The sequence below is a fragment of the Lactobacillus kimbladii genome, from assembly GCF_000970755.1.
Classification (GTDB): Bacteria; Bacillota; Bacilli; order Lactobacillales; family Lactobacillaceae; genus Lactobacillus; species Lactobacillus kimbladii.
Map to the genome: position 1 here is coordinate 1,684,888 of NZ_KQ034007.1, position 21,068 is coordinate 1,705,955.

Annotated in this window: 18 protein-coding genes and 1 pseudogene; 10 read left to right on the forward strand and 9 right to left on the reverse strand. The window is 38.1% G+C overall.

Annotated features, from left to right (window positions below; translation table 11 throughout):
• Positions 1 to 44: 44 nt before the first annotated feature.
• Positions 45 to 494, reverse strand: a complete 450-nt coding sequence (locus tag JF75_RS08385) for a MarR family winged helix-turn-helix transcriptional regulator (protein ID WP_046332620.1) — start codon at positions 492 to 494, stop codon at positions 45 to 47.
• Between the two features lie 169 nt (positions 495 to 663).
• Between JF75_RS08385 and JF75_RS08390 the strand changes: the two genes are divergently transcribed.
• On the forward strand, positions 664 to 2,019 hold the full coding sequence (locus JF75_RS08390) for a threonine/serine exporter family protein (protein WP_046332621.1): 1,356 nt from the start codon (positions 664 to 666) through the stop codon (positions 2,017 to 2,019).
• A 178-nt stretch (positions 2,020 to 2,197) separates the two neighbouring features.
• Positions 2,198 to 3,217, forward strand: a complete 1,020-nt coding sequence (add, locus tag JF75_RS08395; RefSeq protein ID WP_046332622.1) for an adenosine deaminase — start codon at positions 2,198 to 2,200, stop codon at positions 3,215 to 3,217.
• A 102-nt stretch (positions 3,218 to 3,319) separates the two neighbouring features.
• Here add and vprA read toward each other — a convergent pair whose 3' ends face one another.
• The 6 genes from vprA to JF75_RS08425 all read right to left on the reverse strand — a co-directional run bounded on the left by vprA (position 3,320) and on the right by JF75_RS08425 (position 12,531).
• Positions 3,320 to 4,765 (reverse strand): vinyl phenol reductase, encoded by a 1,446-nt coding sequence (gene vprA / locus JF75_RS08400; RefSeq protein ID WP_046332623.1) that lies wholly within the window; start codon positions 4,763 to 4,765, stop codon positions 3,320 to 3,322.
• Between the two features lie 65 nt (positions 4,766 to 4,830).
• A complete protein-coding gene (locus JF75_RS08405) occupies positions 4,831 to 6,696 on the reverse strand; it encodes an FAD-dependent oxidoreductase (RefSeq protein WP_046332624.1) in 1,866 nt (621 codons plus the stop codon).
• Between the two features lie 29 nt (positions 6,697 to 6,725).
• Positions 6,726 to 7,946 carry an MFS transporter gene (locus JF75_RS08410; RefSeq protein WP_046332625.1) on the reverse strand — a complete coding sequence of 407 codons (1,221 nt, stop codon included), beginning with the start codon at positions 7,944 to 7,946 and terminating at the stop codon, positions 6,726 to 6,728.
• 30 nt (positions 7,947 to 7,976) lie between these two features.
• Entirely contained in the window at positions 7,977 to 9,461 is a 1,485-nt protein-coding gene (locus JF75_RS08415) for an FAD-dependent oxidoreductase (protein WP_046332626.1), read from the reverse strand.
• A gap of 205 nt (positions 9,462 to 9,666) precedes the next feature.
• Positions 9,667 to 10,578: a LysR family transcriptional regulator gene (locus tag JF75_RS08420; RefSeq protein ID WP_046332627.1), complete on the reverse strand. Its 912-nt coding sequence runs from the start codon at positions 10,576 to 10,578 to the stop codon at positions 9,667 to 9,669.
• Between the two features lie 150 nt (positions 10,579 to 10,728).
• Entirely contained in the window at positions 10,729 to 12,531 is a 1,803-nt protein-coding gene (locus tag JF75_RS08425) for an FAD-binding protein (RefSeq protein ID WP_046332628.1), read from the reverse strand.
• 189 nt (positions 12,532 to 12,720) lie between these two features.
• On the opposite strand from JF75_RS08425, the gene JF75_RS08430 reads away from it, so the two are divergent.
• The 5 genes from JF75_RS08430 (at position 12,721) to lepA (ending at position 17,159) form a co-directional block, all read left to right on the forward strand.
• On the forward strand, positions 12,721 to 13,134 hold the full coding sequence (locus JF75_RS08430) for a cupin domain-containing protein (protein ID WP_046332629.1): 414 nt from the start codon (positions 12,721 to 12,723) through the stop codon (positions 13,132 to 13,134).
• 2 nt (positions 13,135 to 13,136) lie between these two features.
• Positions 13,137 to 13,454: a carboxymuconolactone decarboxylase family protein gene (locus JF75_RS08435; RefSeq protein WP_046332630.1), complete on the forward strand. Its 318-nt coding sequence runs from the start codon at positions 13,137 to 13,139 to the stop codon at positions 13,452 to 13,454.
• Positions 13,455 to 13,598: 144 nt separating this feature from the next.
• Positions 13,599 to 14,567: an asparaginase gene (locus JF75_RS08440; RefSeq protein ID WP_046332631.1), complete on the forward strand. Its 969-nt coding sequence runs from the start codon at positions 13,599 to 13,601 to the stop codon at positions 14,565 to 14,567.
• A 112-nt stretch (positions 14,568 to 14,679) separates the two neighbouring features.
• Positions 14,680 to 15,342, forward strand: a complete 663-nt coding sequence (locus JF75_RS08445; RefSeq protein WP_046332632.1) for a TetR/AcrR family transcriptional regulator — start codon at positions 14,680 to 14,682, stop codon at positions 15,340 to 15,342.
• 2 nt (positions 15,343 to 15,344) lie between these two features.
• Positions 15,345 to 17,159 carry a translation elongation factor 4 gene (lepA, locus tag JF75_RS08450; protein WP_046332633.1) on the forward strand — a complete coding sequence of 605 codons (1,815 nt, stop codon included), beginning with the start codon at positions 15,345 to 15,347 and terminating at the stop codon, positions 17,157 to 17,159.
• Positions 17,160 to 17,230: 71 nt separating this feature from the next.
• Here lepA and JF75_RS08455 read toward each other — a convergent pair whose 3' ends face one another.
• Positions 17,231 to 17,563: a hypothetical protein gene (locus JF75_RS08455; RefSeq protein WP_046332634.1), complete on the reverse strand. Its 333-nt coding sequence runs from the start codon at positions 17,561 to 17,563 to the stop codon at positions 17,231 to 17,233.
• A 567-nt stretch (positions 17,564 to 18,130) separates the two neighbouring features.
• On the opposite strand from JF75_RS08455, the gene JF75_RS08460 reads away from it, so the two are divergent.
• Both JF75_RS08460 and JF75_RS08465 read left to right on the forward strand, forming a co-directional pair.
• Positions 18,131 to 18,412 carry a type II toxin-antitoxin system RelB/DinJ family antitoxin gene (locus JF75_RS08460; protein ID WP_046332635.1) on the forward strand — a complete coding sequence of 94 codons (282 nt, stop codon included), beginning with the start codon at positions 18,131 to 18,133 and terminating at the stop codon, positions 18,410 to 18,412.
• Positions 18,402 to 18,743: pseudogene (locus JF75_RS08465) on the forward strand (hypothetical protein); the annotation flags it as partial. The gene JF75_RS08460 and the pseudogene JF75_RS08465, both read left to right, overlap by 11 nt.
• Positions 18,744 to 19,389: 646 nt before the next feature.
• Here the strand turns inward: JF75_RS08465 and JF75_RS08470 are convergent.
• The gene (locus JF75_RS08470) at positions 19,390 to 20,082 is read right to left on the reverse strand and encodes a 2,3-diphosphoglycerate-dependent phosphoglycerate mutase (RefSeq protein WP_034978190.1); all 693 of its coding nucleotides are present in this window, start codon (positions 20,080 to 20,082) and stop codon (positions 19,390 to 19,392) included.
• 158 nt (positions 20,083 to 20,240) lie between these two features.
• Between JF75_RS08470 and JF75_RS08475 the strand changes: the two genes are divergently transcribed.
• The gene (locus JF75_RS08475; RefSeq protein ID WP_046332636.1) at positions 20,241 to 21,038 is read left to right on the forward strand and encodes a DUF6612 family protein; all 798 of its coding nucleotides are present in this window, start codon (positions 20,241 to 20,243) and stop codon (positions 21,036 to 21,038) included.
• Positions 21,039 to 21,068 lie beyond the last annotated feature (30 nt).

Sequence of the window (21,068 nt, forward strand, 5' to 3'; positions counted from 1 at the left end):
AATCCTTTCTTTTATGTAGCATGCTACATTTTTGCTAATAATAATTAAAAGTTATCCGAAATTCTATTTAAAACTTGTTCAAGATTTGAAATTTCTTGCTTAGACAATCCCTTAGTGATACGAGTATTAATATTTGTCATTATTGTGCGAATCTTGGCAATATTTTTATTTATCAAATTAAAGCCTTTATCCGAAAGCTTTAAAACAATTTGCCTTTGATCATTTTCTAAACGCGAAATAGCAATTAATTTATTTGCTTCTAAGCGTTTAACTATTCCTCGAATTGTAGGATGACTTAGCACAAATACATCTGCCACTTCTTTTTGGGTAATTTGCCGTGCTTTTGATTCATATAAATAAATCATCAGAGAAATTTGGGCACCTGTTAAAGAATAATCTCTGAATATTTCTGCAAACTGCTTGTTTAATTCCTTTTCAATCAAAGTATTCGCAATTTTAATTTTGGGACCAATTCGGTTCAAAAAAGCTGTCATATAATTTCCTTAGAAGTAAATCTCATACTAATATTTTATCATACTGTAGTATACTACACTTTTTTGTAATTAACATCTTTTTTAAACTCAATTCTATAAAATTGGTCCAACCACGAGTGTGGTAAAATTAAAATATTACGTTATCAAAAGAAGGGTTATAAATTAAGTTATGAAAGACAAGCAGACTCCAGAATCATATCCCAAGATTTCTAGTAAGCATCACATGAAAATTCACTGGAAAGAGTTCTTTAAAAGTTCAGATGATACTTTAGTTAAAGATATCACCTTGGTAGAAAAGGGATCTTTAGTAGGCAGAGTTGGCATAATGCTACTGCAATGTGGCACTGGAGCCTGGCGAGTGCGCGATTCCATGAATACAATTGCAAGAGCACTCAAAATCACATGTTCAGCAGATATTGGTTTAGTAACTATTAGCTATACCTGCTTTGACATTGACAACAAGTCTTACTCACAGACTCTTTCCTTACCAACTACAGAAGTGAATATGAACAAGCTCAATGAGATGGAAGAATTTGTCCGTAAATTTGAAACTGAAAATGATTATTGGACAATTGGCGCAGTTCACCACAAACTGAATCAAATTGAGCGCCATACTCAAAATTATCCTTTAATCATTTCCGCTTTGAGTGCCGGTCTGGCGTGTGCTAGTTTTATTTTTCTGCTTGGTGGAGGAATACTGGAAATGTTTTGCACATTTTTTGGAGCCTTTATTGGGAACTATTTGCGTCAATTATTAGGAAAGAAAAAAGTTACCTTGGTCGCCAAAATAACTGTCGGTGTGGCAGTTTCCTGCGCCGTATATTTCATCTGTTTTAGATTAGGCACAATAATTTGGGGTTGGAGCAATAATCATGCCTATGGTTACATCGGTTCGATGCTTTATGTCATTCCCGGATTCCCTTTTATCACTTCTGGCCTTGATATGTCGAAACTTGATATGCGTTCAGGCCTTGAAAGATTAGCCTACGCAATACTAGTGGTCATGATTGCAGCAATGGTAGGCTGGGGCATGGCTACTATGCTCAACTTATCGCCAGGTGCCATGCCCAAATTAAATCTTAGCCCAACTTTATTAACAGTTTGCAGAATAATTGCCAGTTTCTGCGGTGTTTTCGGATTTTCGATCATGTTTAATGCCAAAGTATCAATGGCGACAGTAGCAGCAGTCATTGGTGCGTTAGCAAATACCCTGCGTTTAAGTCTAGTTGAATTTAACCACGTTCCGGCTGCCTTAGCAGCATTCACCGGAGCATTATTAGCAGGACTAATTGCCAGTTTTGTGCGGGATAAAGTTGGTTTCCCCCGTATTGCAATCACGGTTCCCGCAATTGTTATCATGGTTCCCGGTTTATACATGTATCGCGCTGTCTTTAATTTTGGTATCACCAATATCAACGTTGGTGCTTATTGGATTATGGATGCTTTAATGATTATTACTGCTCTGCCAATCGGTTTACTTACTGCTCGCATTTTAACGGACGCAAAATGGCGCCATTGCGACTAAAATACTTAACTGGAATTTTTAATTATTTTACCTAACTAGATTTTTAGTTAAGTATTTTATTAGGAACATATATGCTATAATTCTTTAATTTGTTCGTTTTTTGCTCTATTATTGTTATTAAAATTATGCTAAACTAAGATAATAAGTTAAATACAAGAACATTATCAAGGAGGATTACATGAGTTCAGTTGTTACACCAGAATTTACCCGTGGCCTGCCTAAAGCCGAATTGCACTTGCATGTTGAAGGTACTTTAGAACCTGAATTGAAACTAAAATTAGCTAAACGCAATCACGTCGATATAGGCCAAGCTACAATTGAAGATGTCCAAAAAACATATAACTATCATGACCTAGCATCATTTTTAGCTGTGTATTATCCAGCAATGAATGTTTTACAAACTGAAGAAGACTTTTATGACTTGGCTTGGGACTACTTAACTAAAGCTGCTGCAAATAATGTACGACACGTTGAACTCTTTTTTGATCCCCAGGCTCATACTAGTCGCGGTATTCCTTTTGAAGTTGTACTCAATGGTCTTTATCAAGCTACTATTGATGCAAGGGCATTAAACGTTGACGCTCATCTGATCATGTGCTTTTTACGTGATTTTTCAAAGGAATCAGCAAGAAAAACACTGCAAGAAGGTCTGAAATACAAAGATAAAATTATTGGTATTGGACTTGATTCTGATGAGCATAACAATCCGCCACTAAAATTTGCCCGCCAGTTTGAAGACGCAGTAGCGGCTGGACTTCATATCACCACTCACTGTGACATTGATCAAAAAGATTCAATCGAACATATCCGTCAAGCTTTAGAAATTATGGAAGTTGAGCGGCTTGATCATGGCACCAATATTGTAGAAGATCCTGATTTGGTAGAATTAGCTGCCAAAAGACAGATTGGCTTAACTTCTTGTCCATTGTCTAACAGCTTTGTTTCACCAGAAATGAAGGGTAAAGAAGTAATCGATCTTTTGAATGCGGGAGTAAAAGTTTCCATTAATTCAGATGACCCTGCTTACTTTAAAGGTTATATTAGCGACAATTATTATGCTTTAGCACAAAAATTTGATCTTTCCCAAGATCAAGTCGTGCAACTTGCTAAAAATTCTTTTGAAACTTCCTGGATCAGCCAACGCCAAAAACAATTATATTTAGATGAAATTGATCAATTTGTAAAAGCCAACGCATAACTTAAGAATTCAAACAAAAAGGCCAGCTCGTATTAAATGAGTTGGCTTTTTTGCTGGTATAATGTTTTATTTTACTTCTTAGAAATTATTTTTTTGATTATTTTACTTCTGGGCTACAATTTCCTTAATTGCGTTACGTCCTGAAAAGATGCAATATCCTGCATGTGTTCCCGGAATATTAACACCATAGGTGTCACCATATAAAACGGCTGAACCATCACCACCGATAGCATATAAACCCGCAATCGGTCTGCCCTTTGTATTCAAAACTTCGTTATTGGTGTTTACGCGTAGTCCATCACCTGTAGTGTATGCACCTACACCTAATTCGATAGCATAGAACGGGCCAGCGCCATCTACTGGCAACATGTATTTAGCCGGTTTATGAAAATCAGTATCTTCACCATTTGCCGCCATTTCATTATAGTGTTTGACATACGCAACCAAGTTAGGGGTATCAATTTCTTGAGCGAGTTCTTCTAGCGTTGCAGCTTTATGCAGGTATTGACGACCTTCTTTTTCAGCTTTGGCAATATCATCACGCAAAGTGGGGTATCTGTCTTCTGGAACAAATGGCTTCATGGATCTCGGATAAGACTTGTCAGTAAAGTCGTCCAAAATCTTTTGGCTAAAAATACAGAAGACGCGGTCTTGACGGTTCATTGAATTGCCTTCATTAGCCCAGTTGACTACAGCTGCACTTTCATCGACAAAACGTTCACCTAGTTCGTTAACCCACATTTGCGGTTGATCACAAACTGAACTCCAGATAGCAGTACCCCACAATTTAAATGATGGCACCGTCTTATCTTTCAGCTGACCGCCAAACATCATTGCCATTCCAGTAAAGTACTTTTTAGCACCTAACTTCCAAGCAAGTCTCAAACCATCCCCAGTGTTTTTACCAGAGTTAACTGGAATAATGTTGTCTGGATTTTGGTGAGGTGTAATTTCTAACAACTTTTGGTCATTCAGATAACCACCTGTAGCCAAAACCACATTCTTAGCATTAACAACTTTAGTAGTTTTTGCTACAACATTAGTTAGTGTGACATCAAAAGTGTGGTCAGAATTTTGTTTTAGATCAGTCACGCTAGTTAGGGTAACTATGGTGATGCCCTTCTTCTTAGCATATGGTTCTAAACCATTGTGAATGGCATCATGACCCTTGCCTTTAAACAAGTGCCAAGTTCTAGCTCCAGAACCTAAATTTGCTACCATTTCAATTTCAGCACCATGATCCTCAAGCCAGGAAACATTTTTGCCGGCATTGGCAATGTATTTTTGCCACATCTTGCCGTCTGCTTTGTAGTGCGAATATGTTAACTCTTCTTTGAGTAAATCATCTTTATCAAGAGTTGCATTATCCTTTTTTTGCATTTCGGAATCGGCAGCAAAAACTCCTTCAACATAGTTACCAGTGCCACCAGTTGTTTTACCTTTTTCGACCAGCAAGGTCTTTAAATTATTATCTACAGCCTCATCTGCAGCAGCAAAGCCTGCAAGACCTGCTCCCACAATGATTACATCATATTTTTCTTGTGTCATAATCTGTTCCTCTAGTAAAAAATCATGTACAAATCAGTTAATTCATACATGATTTTTGCCATAATCTACCTACCGGCTTTAGCAGTTTCAGCCGCATCAATTCCGGCTAGTCTACCAGAAATATAAGCAAAGCCTAAAGTACCACCTTCAAAATCAACGTAAGCTTTGCCATACATTCCTGATGCATCGGCACCAGCTACGTAAAGGTTTGGTACTGGTTCACCATTTGGAGCTAAAGCATGCATTTTTTCATCAATGGTTGCACCACCAAGAGTGCCCAGGTTACGAGCGATGAATTTTACAGCGTAAAATGGACCCTGCTCTACTGGAATCATTCTCTTCGTATCAGAGAAGAACAAGTCGTCCTCACCCTTCTTCTTAGCATTGTTGTATTGCGCAACTGATTTGGCCAAATTATCTTTGTCAACACCCATCTTTTCAGCCAATTCTTCGATAGTGTCTGCAACAAAAATAACATTGGTTGAAGCCAGTTTATTCAGTAATGAAGTAAAGTCAGTCTTCTCGTGTTCGTGCTTGATATTTTCATCAGTATCCGTTGGGAAGTTAAATTCCATGTAAAACTGATGGCGATTCTTCCACTTGCCATAGTGGTCTTCAATTGCGACTGTTCCGCCTTCTTTAATCTTATCCAGCATTGCCTGATCAAAGACAACGAATTCAGTTTGTTGTGGTTGTTCTGACAATTCTGCACCGTGAACAGCGAAATCTAGTGCATGGGTTTCACTAGCATAACGTTGACCACGATTATTAACACGCAAGTTAGGAAAATCAGCTAGGGCATTGACAGGCATCCAGTTTGGACCAACAAGTTTAGCCATTTCGCCAATATCTTTATCACTAAAAGTTTGCCAGAAGTAATGAGTAGAACCATTAATGTGGTGAGCAGTTCCTGCATCCCAGGCCATATTCAAACCATCACCAGTATTTTGCAAAACTTGACCTTGTGTGCTGACATCGCCAAGATACTTTTTGCGCATTTCAGGACTGCCGCCAAAGCCACCTGTTGCAATAACGACTTTTTTAGCATTAACATGTAGTGTTTTGTCATCACCTTCGGCAATTAAACCAGTGACTTTACCTGCATTATCTTGCAACAATTTTTTACCTGCAAAGCCAAAGTACATCTTGCCACCGATTGACTTGAATTTTTCAATTAGTTTGGTTACGGCCTTAGTGCCACCTTCTTGATAGCCATGAAGAGTGGCTGGCATACCAATGTGATCGTAACTGCCGCCAGTACCAGCGTCAACTAATTTCATAATAGCGCCGTTTTCATTTAGCCAATCGACAGTTTTTCCTGATTCATCAATAATGCGGCGAACCAAAATTGAATTCATGTAACCTTGAGAAGCATCCATGTATTCGTCGTAAAGCCACTTCTTGGAAACAACTGCATCTTGATCTTTTTGTTGTTGACTATCGCCGGCAAACATACCACCGGCAAAAGTACTTGCACCAAGTGGTGAAATAGTTTTTTCAAATAAAGCTACTTCTGCGCCATGTTGACGAGCTGCTAAAGCGGCTGCCACGCCTGCACCACCGGCACCAACTACCGCGACATCAACGTCAATAGTTTCTTCTTTCTTGCCAGCAGTTTGACCACCATTTTCTTTAAGGGCATCAAAGTCAACCCCTGCCTTATTCAAGGCTTCTTTAACGCCTTCAATAATACCGTGTGAAGTTTCAGAAGCACCAGAAACAACATCAACATCGACTGATTGCTGATCCACAATTTTTTGTGCCATTTTCCTAAATGCGTTATCAGCTAAACTATCGGGAGCATATTTATCTAACGGTTTAACATTTACTATCTTGTCTGAGTCAACCTCAACTTCAAGATTAATTTGACTTTCCTTACCTTGACCAGAACCAGTATATTTGCCTGGATTTTCGGTTATTTTTTGTGCCATATAAATGACCCCTTTCACTTTAAAAAATCTTATTCAGCATGACGACGAGCAGCATTTGCGTCTGGTAAAACTGCCAGTACGATAATTTGTACTACAAAGACAAGACCTTGAATAATAAAGGTTAATGCATAGTTCTTACCAGCAATTGAAGAAATAATAACTGGAAGGAAGAATGATAATAGCAGTGATACTGTACCAACAAGTCCACCAGCACTACCAGCGTTCTTAGGACCGATCTCTGGGAATGTAATTGGCATAGCCTGCATAATAGGACCAGTCATAGCGCCAAATACGCCGCCAAGGATTAGTGCAATGCTTAATGGCATTCCTAATGGAATATACCAAGTTATGGCCATCAACAGACCACCAAGAGCAGTAATAACAATCATCATTGGTTTAGCCTTTTTGGCCTTATTGATAATTGCTGGGCCAAAGAGTGAACCTGCTAAACTACCAATAGTAGCAACAGAAGCAACCACACCAGCAGCTGCAGGAGTCATTCCCCTGGCAGCGAATGCTTGTGGCAAAATGCCTGAGAAGGCTTCACTAGCACCCATACCAAAGCCCACAGCTAAAGCAACATACCAAGTTTTCTTACTTTTAGCAGCAGCCTTGAAGAATTCAAACGATGACTCAGATTTGCCTTGTTCTGTTTGAGGTTGTGGAACTTCTTCACCCTTAGGAGTATCTTTAACAAAGATCACCCAGCAAACAGCTAAAACCAATAGTACAGTCGATGAAAAGATATATGCCTTTTCAACAGTTGGGAACAAAGAACTGGTAGCTTGGGAAAGCATAATTCCGACACTGGCTGAAGCAAAGAAGACACCCATAGCTGTGTTAGTATCTTGTTTAAACCAGGTACCAAAGATTTTCAGAGTATTAGCATTTAGCAGAGCCATATAAACTCCGAAAAGTAACAGGGTAATAAACATTGTGATAAAGTTATTAGCAAAAAGGCGACCGTATGCACCTAGTACTGAGATAACTAAACCAACAGAAACGATTTTCTTAGCTCCGAACTTATCAGCAAGAGAGCCGGCAGGAATACTTAAGAAAACTGCAATAAGCATTGGTGCCATTAATAAACTTTGAAATTGTGCTGGTGAAATATGCAGTGCTGGCATAATTTGGACAGCTAAAGCAGAAATCTGAAATTGAATGTAACTACTAATTGCATCAAGCAAAGCAGCTATTGCTAAGATTACCCACCTATAATTTGAAAGCTTAGGTAACTGTTTTTCATCCATGATATATAAAAACTCCTTTTATGATAAAAACTAATTTTCAGCAGCATATTGTCCGGCTAGACGACCAAAGGTCTGGGCGTGACTGCAAGTAAGGCCAGGAATTCTATCTGGATAACTGCCCCAGAAGAAACCACCACTGGCGTTACCAGCTGCGTATAGGTGAGGAATTGGATCACCATTCTGGTCAATAACTTCCATCTTAGTATTGATCCGCAATCCATCCAGAGTAGCAAGCAAACGTCCGCCCATGATGACACCATAGTATGGCGCTTTATCTACTGGGAATAATCTGAACTTTTCTTTACCAAAGTCGGTATCTACGCCTTTTTCACACATTTCGTTATAGCGTTTAACACTGTTAACCAGGTTATCTTTTGGCAAATTCAATTTTTCAGCTAATTCTTCAATGGTATCTGCTTTCTTGACTAAGCCATCATCAATCCTGCGTTGAATTTCTTCTTTGTTTTCCTCAGTATTGTAAATACCAGGCCAGCCTAAACGAGAACAACCTTGAGTATCAAATTGTGCCAAATGATCCATAGTATCTTCAGACCAAATTTGTGCTTCCAGGTAGCCTGGTTGCTTAGCCATTGCATTAATATCAAATTGGTAAGGTACACTTTCGTTGCCGAAACGCTCACCTTTTAAGTTAACTTTTAGTAGTGGGTAAGCACCCATCCAGAAGTAGCCTGGATCCTTAAAGTCAATGACATAATGGTCTTCAGCCTTAGTGCCAACAGGAACTGCACCACGGTCAAAAATGATTTCAGCTGGTTCTTCATCGCGAGCGGCACCGACTTTAAGGCCAGCAAGAATACCTGAACCATCATCACGAGGTCCATCTGAATAAACATTCTTCTTGTAGCCAAGTGGATCCCATTTCTTCATCAATTCAACATTGGCACCGTAACCGCCAGTACAAATGATGACACCCTTATTAGCTTTATACTCAGTCTTTTCGCCACTTTCACGATCACTGGTAATTACACCGGTTACCGCACCACTATCATCTGTCACTAATTCTTCTAATTTAGTGTTGTATTTAAGGGTTACTCCTAGTTCTTTGACCTTATCAATTACCCAATCGCCATAATGAGCCCAGCCGTTGTCAGGTGTTGCAATTGCTAACTCAGTATTGAAAGCTGTATTAACAACAGTTTCATAGTGGGCATCTTTTTGTGGTCTCAAAACACCGCCATTTGGTTTCAAAATGTTATCTTCCAGCCAATTGGCAGTTTCATCTGCATGATTTGCCCAAGTCCAAAGTAAACGTTCATCAACGTTATCTTGGAAGAACAAAGTTAAAAAGTTCATTAGTTTAGCTTTATCAACTTTAATTCCTGCTCTTCTTTGGGCGTTACTGTCCAGCGCAGCAAAGAATGAACGGAATAAAAACCTTGAACTTCCTTGCTTGTCAATCAGGAGAACTTTTGCTCCCTTTTCAGCAGCAGCACAAGCTGCCATTGCGCCAGCATTGCTGGCACCAGCAATAATGACATCATAAGTATTTTCCATTTTTATACCTCACTTCTTTAAACAAATCCTTTAACCGTTTTCATAATACTATGAATCAAGTGAATTTATGCACCATATTTAGAATTAAGAATTACTAAATGGAATACAGAACATAACAATTTAAAAAGGCAAAATAAAAAATGCTTGTAAGATCAACGTTTAAGCGCTGACTACAAGCATTCCAAAAACAACTTTTATTTGTGCATTACTTATTTTTATCCTCAGATAAATATTCGTTTATTGCTTTTTTTAATGTACTGGCCACTTTTTCAAGTACAGAGTCGTTAGTAAAGCTTTCCATGTATGCAATTCCATATGGTGAAATATCATGAAAATCAATGGGAATATATTTAATTCCCTCTGATTGATAATCTGCAATGAAATTGGGCAAAATACCATAGCCCCAGCCACCTCTAACATAAATATCCATGGCCAAAAAATCTTGTACAAATTTAATATGTTCCATTCCTAATTTATTGATCAAGGTAGTTTGAAAATTTAATTGCACATTTAAAGAACTGTTAGGATCAAGCAAAAATACGTCACGATCAATTAAATCTGAAATAGAGATCTTAGATTTTTCTGCTAAAGGAGAACCTTTTGGGCAAGCTACAACTACTTTACCCTGAACCATTGGTTCGAAGTGAATATCTTCAACAATATCAACATCTTCTCGTGCAATTGCACACAAATCAACATGATGGTTAAGAAGCTCACCAATAGAATTGTTGAGTACAAAGACAAACTGGATGTTCAAATTACTCCCAGATTCACGCAATTTGCGCAAAAAAATGGGCAGAATTTTTTGTTCAAACGGTGTATCGCAGACCCCTATTCGCAAAAGCGTTTCTGGGTCATTCTTTTTACTTTGCAAGTATGCTACCGTGTAATCCATATCATCTACCACATTGCGCGCAACACGGTAGAAATACTTGCCAGCGCTTGTTAAGGAAATACGGTGATGAGCACGATTGATTAAAGTTACCCCCAGTGTATCCTCAAGATCCTTAATATTTTTCGAAACTGCCGACTGGGAGAAATTTAAGCGCTCAGCTGCAATAGTAAAACTGGAATTATCTATGGCCTTAATAAAACAGCGTAATTGAGTGAAATTCATTTTATTACCTCATCAAATTAACAAAAAATTTTCTTTCTGTGTATATTATACTAAAAATCAACATACTTAAAAAAGACTGCCCTATTAATTACAGTTTTGAACCATACAAAAGGGCCATTTAATATTAATGACCCTCTTTAGCAATACTTACTATTTTATTTTACTTAGCGCGTCCTTAACCGCGTCTTTGAGACCACGTGATGAACTCGAAGCACCACTGACTGCATCAACATCAACAGTATTTTCCTGAACCATCTTAGAAGGCAGAGTCTTAATAGCTTTCAAACCGTAGTCATCCGACTCAGCTTGTTTCAAAACTTCAATATTCTTCAAGTTCTTTTGCTCATCAACAGTTACCCGTACAACTATTTCATCACCCATGCCTTTAGTAGATTTACCAATGTATTGGTTCTCTCCCGTTTCATAGGTTTCGTGTTTAAGATCCGAAGTTAAGTGCTTTTCAGGCATAGTAGCACCACTTGCTGCATCGGTTGCTTCATCAACTTTTGGTTTAGCCGCATTTTCCCCTGCAATCTTGCCCCAAATTAAGCATTCAGCCAAGTTATTGCCACCTTGATATTGGTTAGCACAGATACCGCCAAGTTCACCAGCAGAATAAAGATTAGGAATTGCTTTACCTCTGGTATCTAAAATTTCGGCATTCTTATTTCTTCTAGGACCACCTTGTGTATTAAGCATAGTTTGTTCTAGTCTGACAGCATAAATTGTGTTACCAGTAAATGCACGTAAAGTTGCTGGATCTCTTCTAAATTCGGGATCGTCTTGTTCTTGACAAGCTTGATTGAAACGACTGAGAGTGTCAGACAAAACTGCCGGTTCAACACCAATTTTATCGGCTAATTCAGCAGCAGAGTCAGCCTTGATAACATTTTCTGTGTATGGCTTGTAATCACCAATAATTTTATCATTATCCAGCTCCTGCTTTTTTGTTTCGTCAAAAATCAAGTATGGGTGCTCTTGGTTTAGCGGCACTTTCCATTGACCATGATTCTTGAGATGGCCGTGGCGGTTTTCTTCTGCTTCATTAAAGTATCTGGTACCATCATCACCAACAACAAAGGCACTACCGCTAGAAACAGCTTTATTTTGAGGCCCTATCATTAAGCGACCACGTTGTCCCGCTGGCACCGCAAAAGCCATACCATGAAGCAGGCCTACAGATTCATAATTATGTAAATGCCAAAAATCAGCGCCAACTTCTTGGGCCATTCTCAGGCCGTCACCTTTGTTATAAAGGGTACCTAAAGGTGCCAGCCTTTTAGCGCCAATAAAGTCTTCAATCATTCTTTGGTTGTTTTCAAAACCACCAGTGGTCAACACAACACCATTCTTGGCCTGCACTTTTAATAGTTTACCGTCGCGTTTAATAACCACGCCACAAATTTTTTTGCTTTCCGGATCTTGAATTAGTTCTTCTGCAGGAGTGCTGTACAAAACAGCAATTTTGTCTTGCCGTTTTACTACCTGCTCCTTTAAAATCTGCCATAAGGCAGCATCAAACCATTGCTTAGTGACAGAGGTTAAATCACAGGATTCTGAACCTGGAAATTCCGGATATTCTATGATAGCAATACTTTTATCAGTGGTATATTCCTTAGCATTATATGGTTTAACACCCAAATATTTAGAAACATATTCAGGAATGTGCACCATCCCATCGACATAAGTATCAATCATCTCTTCGTCAAGTTCCATTGGCGCCGTTAGTTTTTGATAATACTTTTTCAACTCATTAAAGTCATTGCCAGTAGCAATTAATTGGGCAGAATAACGGGTATTACCACCTTCGTGCCCTTCAGGAGCTGCATCAACCAGTAGCACTTTGGCATCATGATCAGCCGCAAACCGAGCAGCAGTTGCACCAGCGCCACCAAATCCTAAAACGACAACATCATAATTAGCATCCCATGAAAAATTTTTATGATAAATCATATAAATCTCCTTAATATAAATCGCTTTCATTTATCAAGTTAATTTTATCACATTATATTTTTTCAATATATACTATTTAAAAAACAATAATTAATTATTAATAAAACTCATTTGTTAAAATAATTTGACTTAAAGTTCACGTTAAGGATTAAAATAATCCTATTAAATTAAAGAGAAAAGGAGAATAAAATGAACGATCATAAAAGTGATGTGCAAAATGGTATTTTTGCTTTAGGTGCCAAAAATACTGCTTATCAAAAATATTTTAAGGGTCAAAGCTACCAGCAAAGTTTAGTCAGTGATCCTGATATTAATGTCAGCGTCTCAAATGTCAGTTTTGAACCCGGTTGTCGCAACAACTGGCACCAGCATATTGGCGGCTTTCAAATTTTATTAGCTACTGCTGGTGAAGGCTGGTATCAAGAAGAAGGTAAGCCGGCACGCAAACTGCATCCAGGAGATGTCGTCGTAGTTCATGACAGCGTCAAACATTGGCATGGTGCTACCAAGAACAGTTGGTTTGTACATATAGCTATTACTGCTGGAACGCCTAAATGGTTGGAACCTGTTACAGATGAAGAATATGAGAAGCTGGAGGACTAAAAATGAAAAAACAAACAGCTGGTAGAGATAACTTAGGTGATTTTGCACCTAAGTTTGCAGAATTAAATGATGACGTTTTATTTGGTGAAGTCTGGTCAAGAGAAGATAAATTATCTGCACGCGACCGTAGTTTAATTACCTGTGCTGCCTTAATGGCACAAGGAGCTTTTCCCCAACTTAAATCACATATGATTATGGGAAAAAAGAACGGCATTACAAAAGACGAAATGGCCGAACTGATTACCCACTTGGCTTTTTATTGTGGCTGGCCTAAAGCATGGTCTGCTTTTGATTTGGCAAAAGAAATTTTCACTGATTAAAACCTTAATTTAAAGCAGCTGGCCCTTTTGCTTGGCTGCTTTTTTATGTCTAAAAACTTTGACCTCTAACGGTTTCTGCATCCCTAATTTTATGCTAACCTGTAGAAGTATTAATTAAAGAAATTACAGGAGTAAAAACCGATTATGAGTAAAAAAATTCTGATCTTACATACTGGCGGCACCATTTCCATGTCAGAGGATGAAAATGGCAAAATTAAGCCCAACAGTCAAAATCCCTTGGCTGACCTCTCTTTAAACGTTAATGACGATGTCCAATTAGTTACTGAAGAAATTTTCAACTTGCCTTCTCCTCATATGACACCAGAGCGCATGTTGCAACTTTCTTTGCGGATCCGCCAAGCAGAAGCCGAAGGCTTTTTCGGGGCAGTCGTGACTCACGGCACAGACACCCTGGAAGAAACAGCTTTATTTTTAGATTTAACGATTTCCAGTAAAATGCCTGTGGTAGTAACCGGAGCTATGCGCTCTTCTAACGAAATTGGCAGCGACGGGCTGTATAATTTCAGAACCGCAATCATGGTAGCCAGTTCTAATGCTTCTATTGGCAAGGGTGTTGTAGTTGTGATGAATGATGAAATTCATCCTGCTCGTTATGTCACGAAGACCCATACTACAAATGTTGCTACTTTTCGGACAGCCACATTTGGTCCGATAGGCGTTGTGTCTGAGGGTCACGTTAATTACGTGCAAACTATTAATCCTCAGCAACATTTACCGATTGACCATATTATTGCAAATGTTTATTTGGTAAAAGCCTATGCAGGAATGGGGCCGGAAATCTTCCAAGCTTTAAACAAGCCATCAACAAACGGCATAGTAATTGAAGCTTTAGGAGCCGGCAACATGCCACCGCAAACATTACCTGAATTGCAAAAACTGCTTGATAACGGAATTCCCCTGGTATTGGTTTCCCGTTGTTTTAACGGTATCGCTGAACCAGTTTATGATTATCAAGGTGGCGGTGTTGGCTTAGCCAAAATGGGCATTATCTTCTGCCGGGGTCTCAATGGTCAAAAGGCCAGAATTAAGCTCTTAGTGGGCTTAAGTGCTGGACTACGTGGTGAACAATTAAAGAAATACATTAATAAATAAATCAGCAATGAAAACCATCCTCATATGAAGATGGTTTTTTCTTGCAAAAACTGGAAATTCTTTGTAAAATGACCGTTGGTCATTATTGAATAAAAGGAGTACATTTGCCATTATGTATGTTTTAACTCCCCAAGAAAAAGCAGCCAAAAAACAGCTAATTGCAGAGGCTGCCAGCAAGTTATTTCAAAAAAATGATTTTAACCAAATATCTATGGCACAAATTGCCCGTGAATCAGGCGTTGCCAAAGGCACACTATTTAATTATTTTAAAACTAAAGAAAATATCTTTATGTATCTGCTGCTTTCCGGTTATCAAGACTACCTCACGGAAGTACGCCAGCGTTTTCAAAAATCTAAAAGTATCACTTCTTGGAATGACTTTGCTGCTTTTTTATTAGAACAAAATCACCTATTAATACGTGAAAGGCCTGATTTATTACGGCTTAACGCGTTACGGGGGCCAATTTTAGAAGCAGCGGCTGACAGGGAACAAACTTTGGCCGGTCGGGAAAAATTATACGAAATAAACCAAAAGCTAGGTCAGGCGATTGCCGCAAGAATTACACTATTAAGCGTTAAACAGGCCAGTCACCTTTTCATTATTCAAAGTGCCATTATTAGCGGCTTAATGAATATGATGAATCTGGACGAATTTCACCACGATCAATTGCCCGTCGACTTTAAAGGCTTCCAAATCGATCTCGAACAAGAAGCCAATCAAATAATGTTGTTTTACTTGCAAGGATTGCAACAAAAGCTGGAAGGAGCAAAATAGAAATGAAACTTGCTAATATCAGAAATTTTGCCATAATTGCTCATATTGATCATGGTAAATCAACCTTAGCTGACAGGATTATGGAACAAACTGCTACTGTCAGCAAAAGGCAGTTAAGCGAGCAACTGCTCGACAGCATGGAAGTTGAACAAGCACACGGAGTAACGGTTAAATCACGATCAGTGCGTAACTTTTATCAAGCTGACAATGGTCAAGAATACGAATACAATTTAATCGATACACCGGGACACGTTGATTTTGCTTACGAAGTCTCTAAAAGCCTCGCTGCCAGCGATGGTGCTATTTTATTAGTGGACGCAACTCAAGGTGTGCAAGCACAAACCGTAGCCAACTTACGTTTAGCTTTAAAACATAACTTGACCATCATTCCGGTGATTAACAAGATTGACAATGCGGCTGCCGACGTTGCGGCAACGGAAGCGCAAATTCGTGCTTTGCGCCCCGAATTTGCAGATGTGACTATTTTAAAAATTTCTGCTAAAACCGGAGAAAATGTTCACCAGGTATTAGAAGCTATTTATCAAAAAATCCCAGCTCCCCAGGGAAAACCAGATGCACCCCTTAAGGCTTTGATTTTTGACTCTCAATATGATTCTTACCAGGGAATTATTGCGGACGTTAGACTAATTGACGGCACGTTAAAAAGCCAGCAAAAACTACAGTTAATGCAAGGCGGCAGTATATTTAACGCTCAAGCAGTGGGAATCTTCACGCCAGATATGAAGCCAGTAAAAGAATTAAATGCGGGAGAAGTCGGCTATATTGTGACTGGGATTAAGGATATTGCCAGCGTGCAGGTGGGCGATACCTTAACCACTGCAGAAAATCCTACTAAAAATGCCATTCCCCACTTTAAGCCAGCGCAGTCAATGGTTTATGCTGGTTTTTATCCTAAAGGAGATACCAGCTATGAGGCTCTAAAGCAGGCTATCAGTAAGCTCGCTCTCAATGATTCAGCCTTTCATTACACCCCCGAGCAATCTGAAGCACTTGATGCCGGCTTTCGTTGCGGCTTCTTAGGTATTTTCCATTTGCAAATCATCCAAGAACGACTGCGCGATGAATATCATGTCGAAGTGTTGACTACTGCGCCGAATGCCACCTACCACGTTTACCTCAAGCAGCCTCAGCCTAAACAGGAATATCTCACTATCACCAATCCGGCAAAATTTCCTGATTTTTCTGAAATTGATTATGTCACTGAATCATACGTTAAGGCCGTAATTACCACGCCCAATGAATACTTGGGTGCCGTCATGAAATTATGCGACCAGCATTTTGGGGAAATGGTAGACTTGGACAATCAACAAGATTTAGTCACATTAACATACAAACTGCCGGTGTCTGAAATTGCCTATGACTTTTTCAACAGCTTAAAATCAATTACTCATGGTTTTGCGACTCTTGACACTGAATTTCTGGACTACGAACTAGTGGATGTAGTTAAAATTCAAATTCAGATTAACTATGCCGCTGTTGATGCTCTCGACATTATTGTGCCGCGGCAAAAAGCCGATTTGATCGCTCATAAATTAGTTAAAAAATTGAAATATACTGTGCCGCGTCGTTTATACCCCATGCCTGTGCAAGCAATGGTGGAAAACAAGTCAATCGCCAGAGTTGACGTGCCGCCTTTGCGTAAAAATGCGGCTGTTAATGGCGAAAAACGGAGTATTTCGAAGAAACAACAACTTTTACGCAGACAAAGTCTAAACAAAAGGCAAGCTGTTAAAAGTGATATTAAGTTGCCGCAGAGCGTGTTTGATGCCATTTTAAATATTAATGAACCGGATTAGAAATTTTTCAACACCCAATTCAAGAAAAAGACAATCAATTATTTTTACGTAATTGATTGTCTTTCTTATTTTCAGCCTTGATAGATCTCTAACTTTACTGGCCCGATTAATCCAGCTGGTGGAATAATACCAAATTGGGATTCTGGATCTTGAATTTTAATAGCCAAGTTATTTACCGTTTCAATTTCAATTTTATTTGGACCTACTTTTAAGAATGGTGTTATAGCAAAAGTTGAGTTTTGCTCAATTGTTCTTCCCACTAATTTGCCATTAACCTTTAGTTCAGCGACTTCACCGATTTGTCCTAGATTAATTAAAAACTCACCTGAAAGTTTAGCGATTGTTATAGTAGCTGAATAACTACTTTTGCCAGAGTAATTCTTAGAGCCTGGTAAAGAATTCACATCCCTTAAGTCAAAATTTTTGAAACACTGACCTGCAATTTTTAAATCCCAGTTTGAAATTTCTTTTTCTTCAATTAGCGACTTAACCAGCCTACGATAAATATAGGTAAAAATAGGGCTTTGTCTCCCTTTGTAGCATGATAACGTTGCTTTCTAATTTTTTAATGTGGGAAAGTTATACTCCTCCTGTTTATTTTGGCCATTCTTAAGATAATCAATGTACAACATTACATCTTCACGATTTAAATGTTCAAGAGTATCAAGTCCAATATCGATATTATTTTAGTCTTACTAATTCCAGTATTACGTAGCTAAGTTGAAGAGCACCTAATTTCTGTTAAATATTGATATTTAGTTGTCTGAACAGATTCTTACCTAAGTAAAATTCTTTATAATATCTATTATACAAGATCAAGGGAAAAGCCACAATTGGTCAGACGAAGAAATTAAAACTAAGCAGTAGCGAAGCGGTTAAAATTAAAGCAAAAGCTCAAAAAGGCATAGAAATTGAAGTAGCACTCAAACAGTAGTATAATTAGAGTACTATTTGAGAGAGGCGGGATAGTCATGGCAGTTAAAGATAAAAAAAGAGTTCAAGTACAAATTGATAAAAACTTGGCTGAAAATACCGAAGCAGTTTTAAGTGAGTTGGGCCTAACACCCACCACGGCTATTAACATGCTTTATAAGCAAATCGTTGCAGATGGTGCTTTACCCTTTAAGCCAACTTTAAGTGAAACAGAACGAGCAGAGTTACGTTTTTTAAAGGCCACTGAAAATACTCCAATAGTGGAGTTTAAAGACGCTAAAGAAGTTGCTAATTGGCTAAATGATCCAAATGAAGACTAATGACCTAATTAGCTTATACGTTAGTTATGTAGAAACTAATGGTGGTAAGCGTAGACCAGTATTAATTCGCAAGGTTTCGGCGCAAACAGTTGAAGCTTATAAAATTACCAGTAAGTACAAAAATAAATCGGCTTATATCAGGCAACAGTATTATCCAATTAAAGAATGGCAAGCTGCCGGTTTAATGAAACCCTCATGGGTCGATATTGGTAAGCTTTACCGCTTTCCCAAAAAAGGTTTAACCTTTAAGGGAATCGGTCATTTAAGTAAGCGAGATCAAAATGAAATTGCTGATTTTGCTATTGCTTTGAAATCCAAAAGAAAAGGCAAAAACTAAAGAACAAAACCGATCTGCCTAGTAATTGGACAGATCGGTTTTTAATATCTTTATGGCAAGGTCACTCTGATAATATATTGATCAGCATATGGCGGGTAGCCATGTTTTTTACTTAGTTCTTTTATTTCATTAATAATCTTGTTTGTACTAATGTTTTACTTTTTTCATTTTAAAAGCTATATTAGTAGCTTTAAGCATTGAAATGTCGTTTAATACAATTTCTTATAAGGAATCAATTCCTGGAAAAAACTATACTTTGCACGGTATTGCTATAGTAGAAAATGTAAAAATTAATTTTTAGACAAAAAGATAAATCAAGTATTTCTTTTGGAAAAGACTTGATCTATTTTTTTGCTTTTTTGTGCTGGAAAAAGGAACCGGATTGATAATCATGCTAAAGCCTAAAAGCAATAGCCTTTTCAACATATAGTGTTTTGAATATATTAAAGTGCAATATGTTGTGGAGTATAAGTGATAAAAAGGAGAGTAGACTTTATTGAAAAAAATCAAACCAAAATTAAAAGAATATGCTGACAATATGGTCGGCAACTTGTCGCTTCTGTCAAAATTCACAAATAAACTGTAACTACCAAAAAATTCCTAACCGTGAAAGTTAGGAATTTTGTTTTTTAACTTAAAATTAGTCGTCTAATTTTTCTTTGTTAGTGACATTCAACTTGTCATCAAAGGTGTAAACTACTGGTTCACCGGTCTTCATTTCCAAGTTCATAATATCAGCGTCAGAAATGTTTTCGATGTACTTAGTCAAGGCACGAAGTGAATTACCGTGAGCCGCAATAATAACGTTCTTGCCAGCTAACAAGTCTGGAGCAATGTGGTCTTCCCAAAATGGCATAACTCTTTCCAAGCAAACCTTTAAGTTCTCAGTCCGAGGAATGATGTGGGGATCAAGATCAGCGTAGCGACGATCATGAACTTGGCTGTATTTAGAGTCATCCTCAATCTTTGGTGGCAAAACATCATATGAACGACGCCAAATGTGAACTTGCTCATCACCGTATTTGTCAGCAGTAGCCTTCTTGTTTAAGCCTTGCAAGCCACCGTAATGCCGCTCGTTTAATCTCCAGCTCTTAGTTTCGGGAACCCAAAGTTGGCCACTTTCTTCCAAAGCATAGTGTAGAGTCTTAATAGCACGAGTTAAAACAGATGTATAAGCTTGATCGAACTGCAGACCATGTTCCTTAATTAACTTACCTGCGTTCTTTGCTTCTTCAACGCCTTTTTCTGATAAATCTACATCAATCCAGCCAGTAAATTTATTTTCAAGGTTCCATTCACTTTGTCCGTGACGAATCAAAACTAATTTTGACATGAAATATCTCCTTTGCAAATTAAATGTTTCACTTACTATTTTACACATTTACATTTTGTTTTCATAGGGTTTAGGACTAAAAATCGTTTTTAAAATCCAAATTTTACGATACAATAGATATAATGATGATTATAAGAAAAGAGAATATCTAACTCACTATGAAATTCAAAAAATTATTAATGGGCTTGAGCTTAATTGCAGCGCTTGCTGCAGGCGGATGCTCCAAGCAGAAAAAGCAAAGCGAACCGATTTTAACTAAAAGCCAAGTAATTAAATGTTCACAGAAATCATTTAAGAGCGGACAAGCTAAGCAGATCGTAACCCTTGGTACCGATACTTCCAAGCAAATTGTTGCTACAACTGCCCTTTTTGGTGGCAATCCTACCGTATTTCAACTTAACTACCAAACGCAAGCTAAAGGTAAAACACAATCTTCGCAAGAATGGGTTGACAATTCCAATCACGTTTATATTAACGGCTCAAGTGACTGGTATAAAGCTGATTTTAACAAATTAACCGGGCACTCTTACGCTGATTTACTCGATTCTATAATTAATAATTCAATGTTAATGGATCCACCTAAGGCTCTGACTAACGCTTATAAAATGACTAGAAAAGGTCACACTTATACTTTAAAAGCGAACATCACAGACCAGAAAACGATGAAAGATGCATTAGATCCAATATTTACTACCAATACTCAAAGTCCCAAGCAAAAAACCATCTATCATAAATTAGTCAAATTGGGCAAAATTAAAGGTATGACTGCAAAACTTGTGGTTAAAAATAAAAAGATGTATAGCTTTCAATATCTAGTTAAAATTAGAGTAAATAAATTAATGCAATTCAGCGCTGGACAAAGTTATGGCAACATGGGCAGCAAAGACTTCTTAAAGATACCTACCAATGCCCTTAATGCTAAACCACTGCCTAAAACAAACAAAAAGAAAAAATAATTTTAAATCATAGCCTCGAAACTAAAACTT

What these genes read in the sequence shown, in the direction of transcription:
- JF75_RS08460 (WP_046332635.1), top strand. Translation starts at nt 18,131, where the DNA reads ATGGCAGTTAAAGATAAAAAAAGAGTTCAAGTACAAATTGATAAAAAC.
- JF75_RS08410 (WP_046332625.1), bottom strand. Translation starts at nt 7,946, where the DNA reads ATGGATGAAAAACAGTTACCTAAGCTTTCAAATTATAGGTGGGTAATC.
- JF75_RS08425 (WP_046332628.1), bottom strand. Translation starts at nt 12,531, where the DNA reads ATGATTTATCATAAAAATTTTTCATGGGATGCTAATTATGATGTTGTC.
- vprA (WP_046332623.1), bottom strand. Translation starts at nt 4,765, where the DNA reads ATGACACAAGAAAAATATGATGTAATCATTGTGGGAGCAGGTCTTGCA.
- JF75_RS08440 (WP_046332631.1), top strand. Translation starts at nt 13,599, where the DNA reads ATGAGTAAAAAAATTCTGATCTTACATACTGGCGGCACCATTTCCATG.
- JF75_RS08470 (WP_034978190.1), bottom strand. Translation starts at nt 20,082, where the DNA reads ATGTCAAAATTAGTTTTGATTCGTCACGGACAAAGTGAATGGAACCTT.
- JF75_RS08390 (WP_046332621.1), top strand. Translation starts at nt 664, where the DNA reads ATGAAAGACAAGCAGACTCCAGAATCATATCCCAAGATTTCTAGTAAG.
- JF75_RS08385 (WP_046332620.1), bottom strand. Translation starts at nt 494, where the DNA reads ATGACAGCTTTTTTGAACCGAATTGGTCCCAAAATTAAAATTGCGAAT.
- JF75_RS08475 (WP_046332636.1), top strand. Translation starts at nt 20,241, where the DNA reads ATGAAATTCAAAAAATTATTAATGGGCTTGAGCTTAATTGCAGCGCTT.
- JF75_RS08435 (WP_046332630.1), top strand. Translation starts at nt 13,137, where the DNA reads ATGAAAAAACAAACAGCTGGTAGAGATAACTTAGGTGATTTTGCACCT.
- JF75_RS08415 (WP_046332626.1), bottom strand. Translation starts at nt 9,461, where the DNA reads ATGGAAAATACTTATGATGTCATTATTGCTGGTGCCAGCAATGCTGGC.
- JF75_RS08430 (WP_046332629.1), top strand. Translation starts at nt 12,721, where the DNA reads ATGAACGATCATAAAAGTGATGTGCAAAATGGTATTTTTGCTTTAGGT.
- lepA (WP_046332633.1), top strand. Translation starts at nt 15,345, where the DNA reads ATGAAACTTGCTAATATCAGAAATTTTGCCATAATTGCTCATATTGAT.
- JF75_RS08420 (WP_046332627.1), bottom strand. Translation starts at nt 10,578, where the DNA reads ATGAATTTCACTCAATTACGCTGTTTTATTAAGGCCATAGATAATTCC.
- JF75_RS08445 (WP_046332632.1), top strand. Translation starts at nt 14,680, where the DNA reads ATGTATGTTTTAACTCCCCAAGAAAAAGCAGCCAAAAAACAGCTAATT.
- add (WP_046332622.1), top strand. Translation starts at nt 2,198, where the DNA reads ATGAGTTCAGTTGTTACACCAGAATTTACCCGTGGCCTGCCTAAAGCC.
- JF75_RS08405 (WP_046332624.1), bottom strand. Translation starts at nt 6,696, where the DNA reads ATGGCACAAAAAATAACCGAAAATCCAGGCAAATATACTGGTTCTGGT.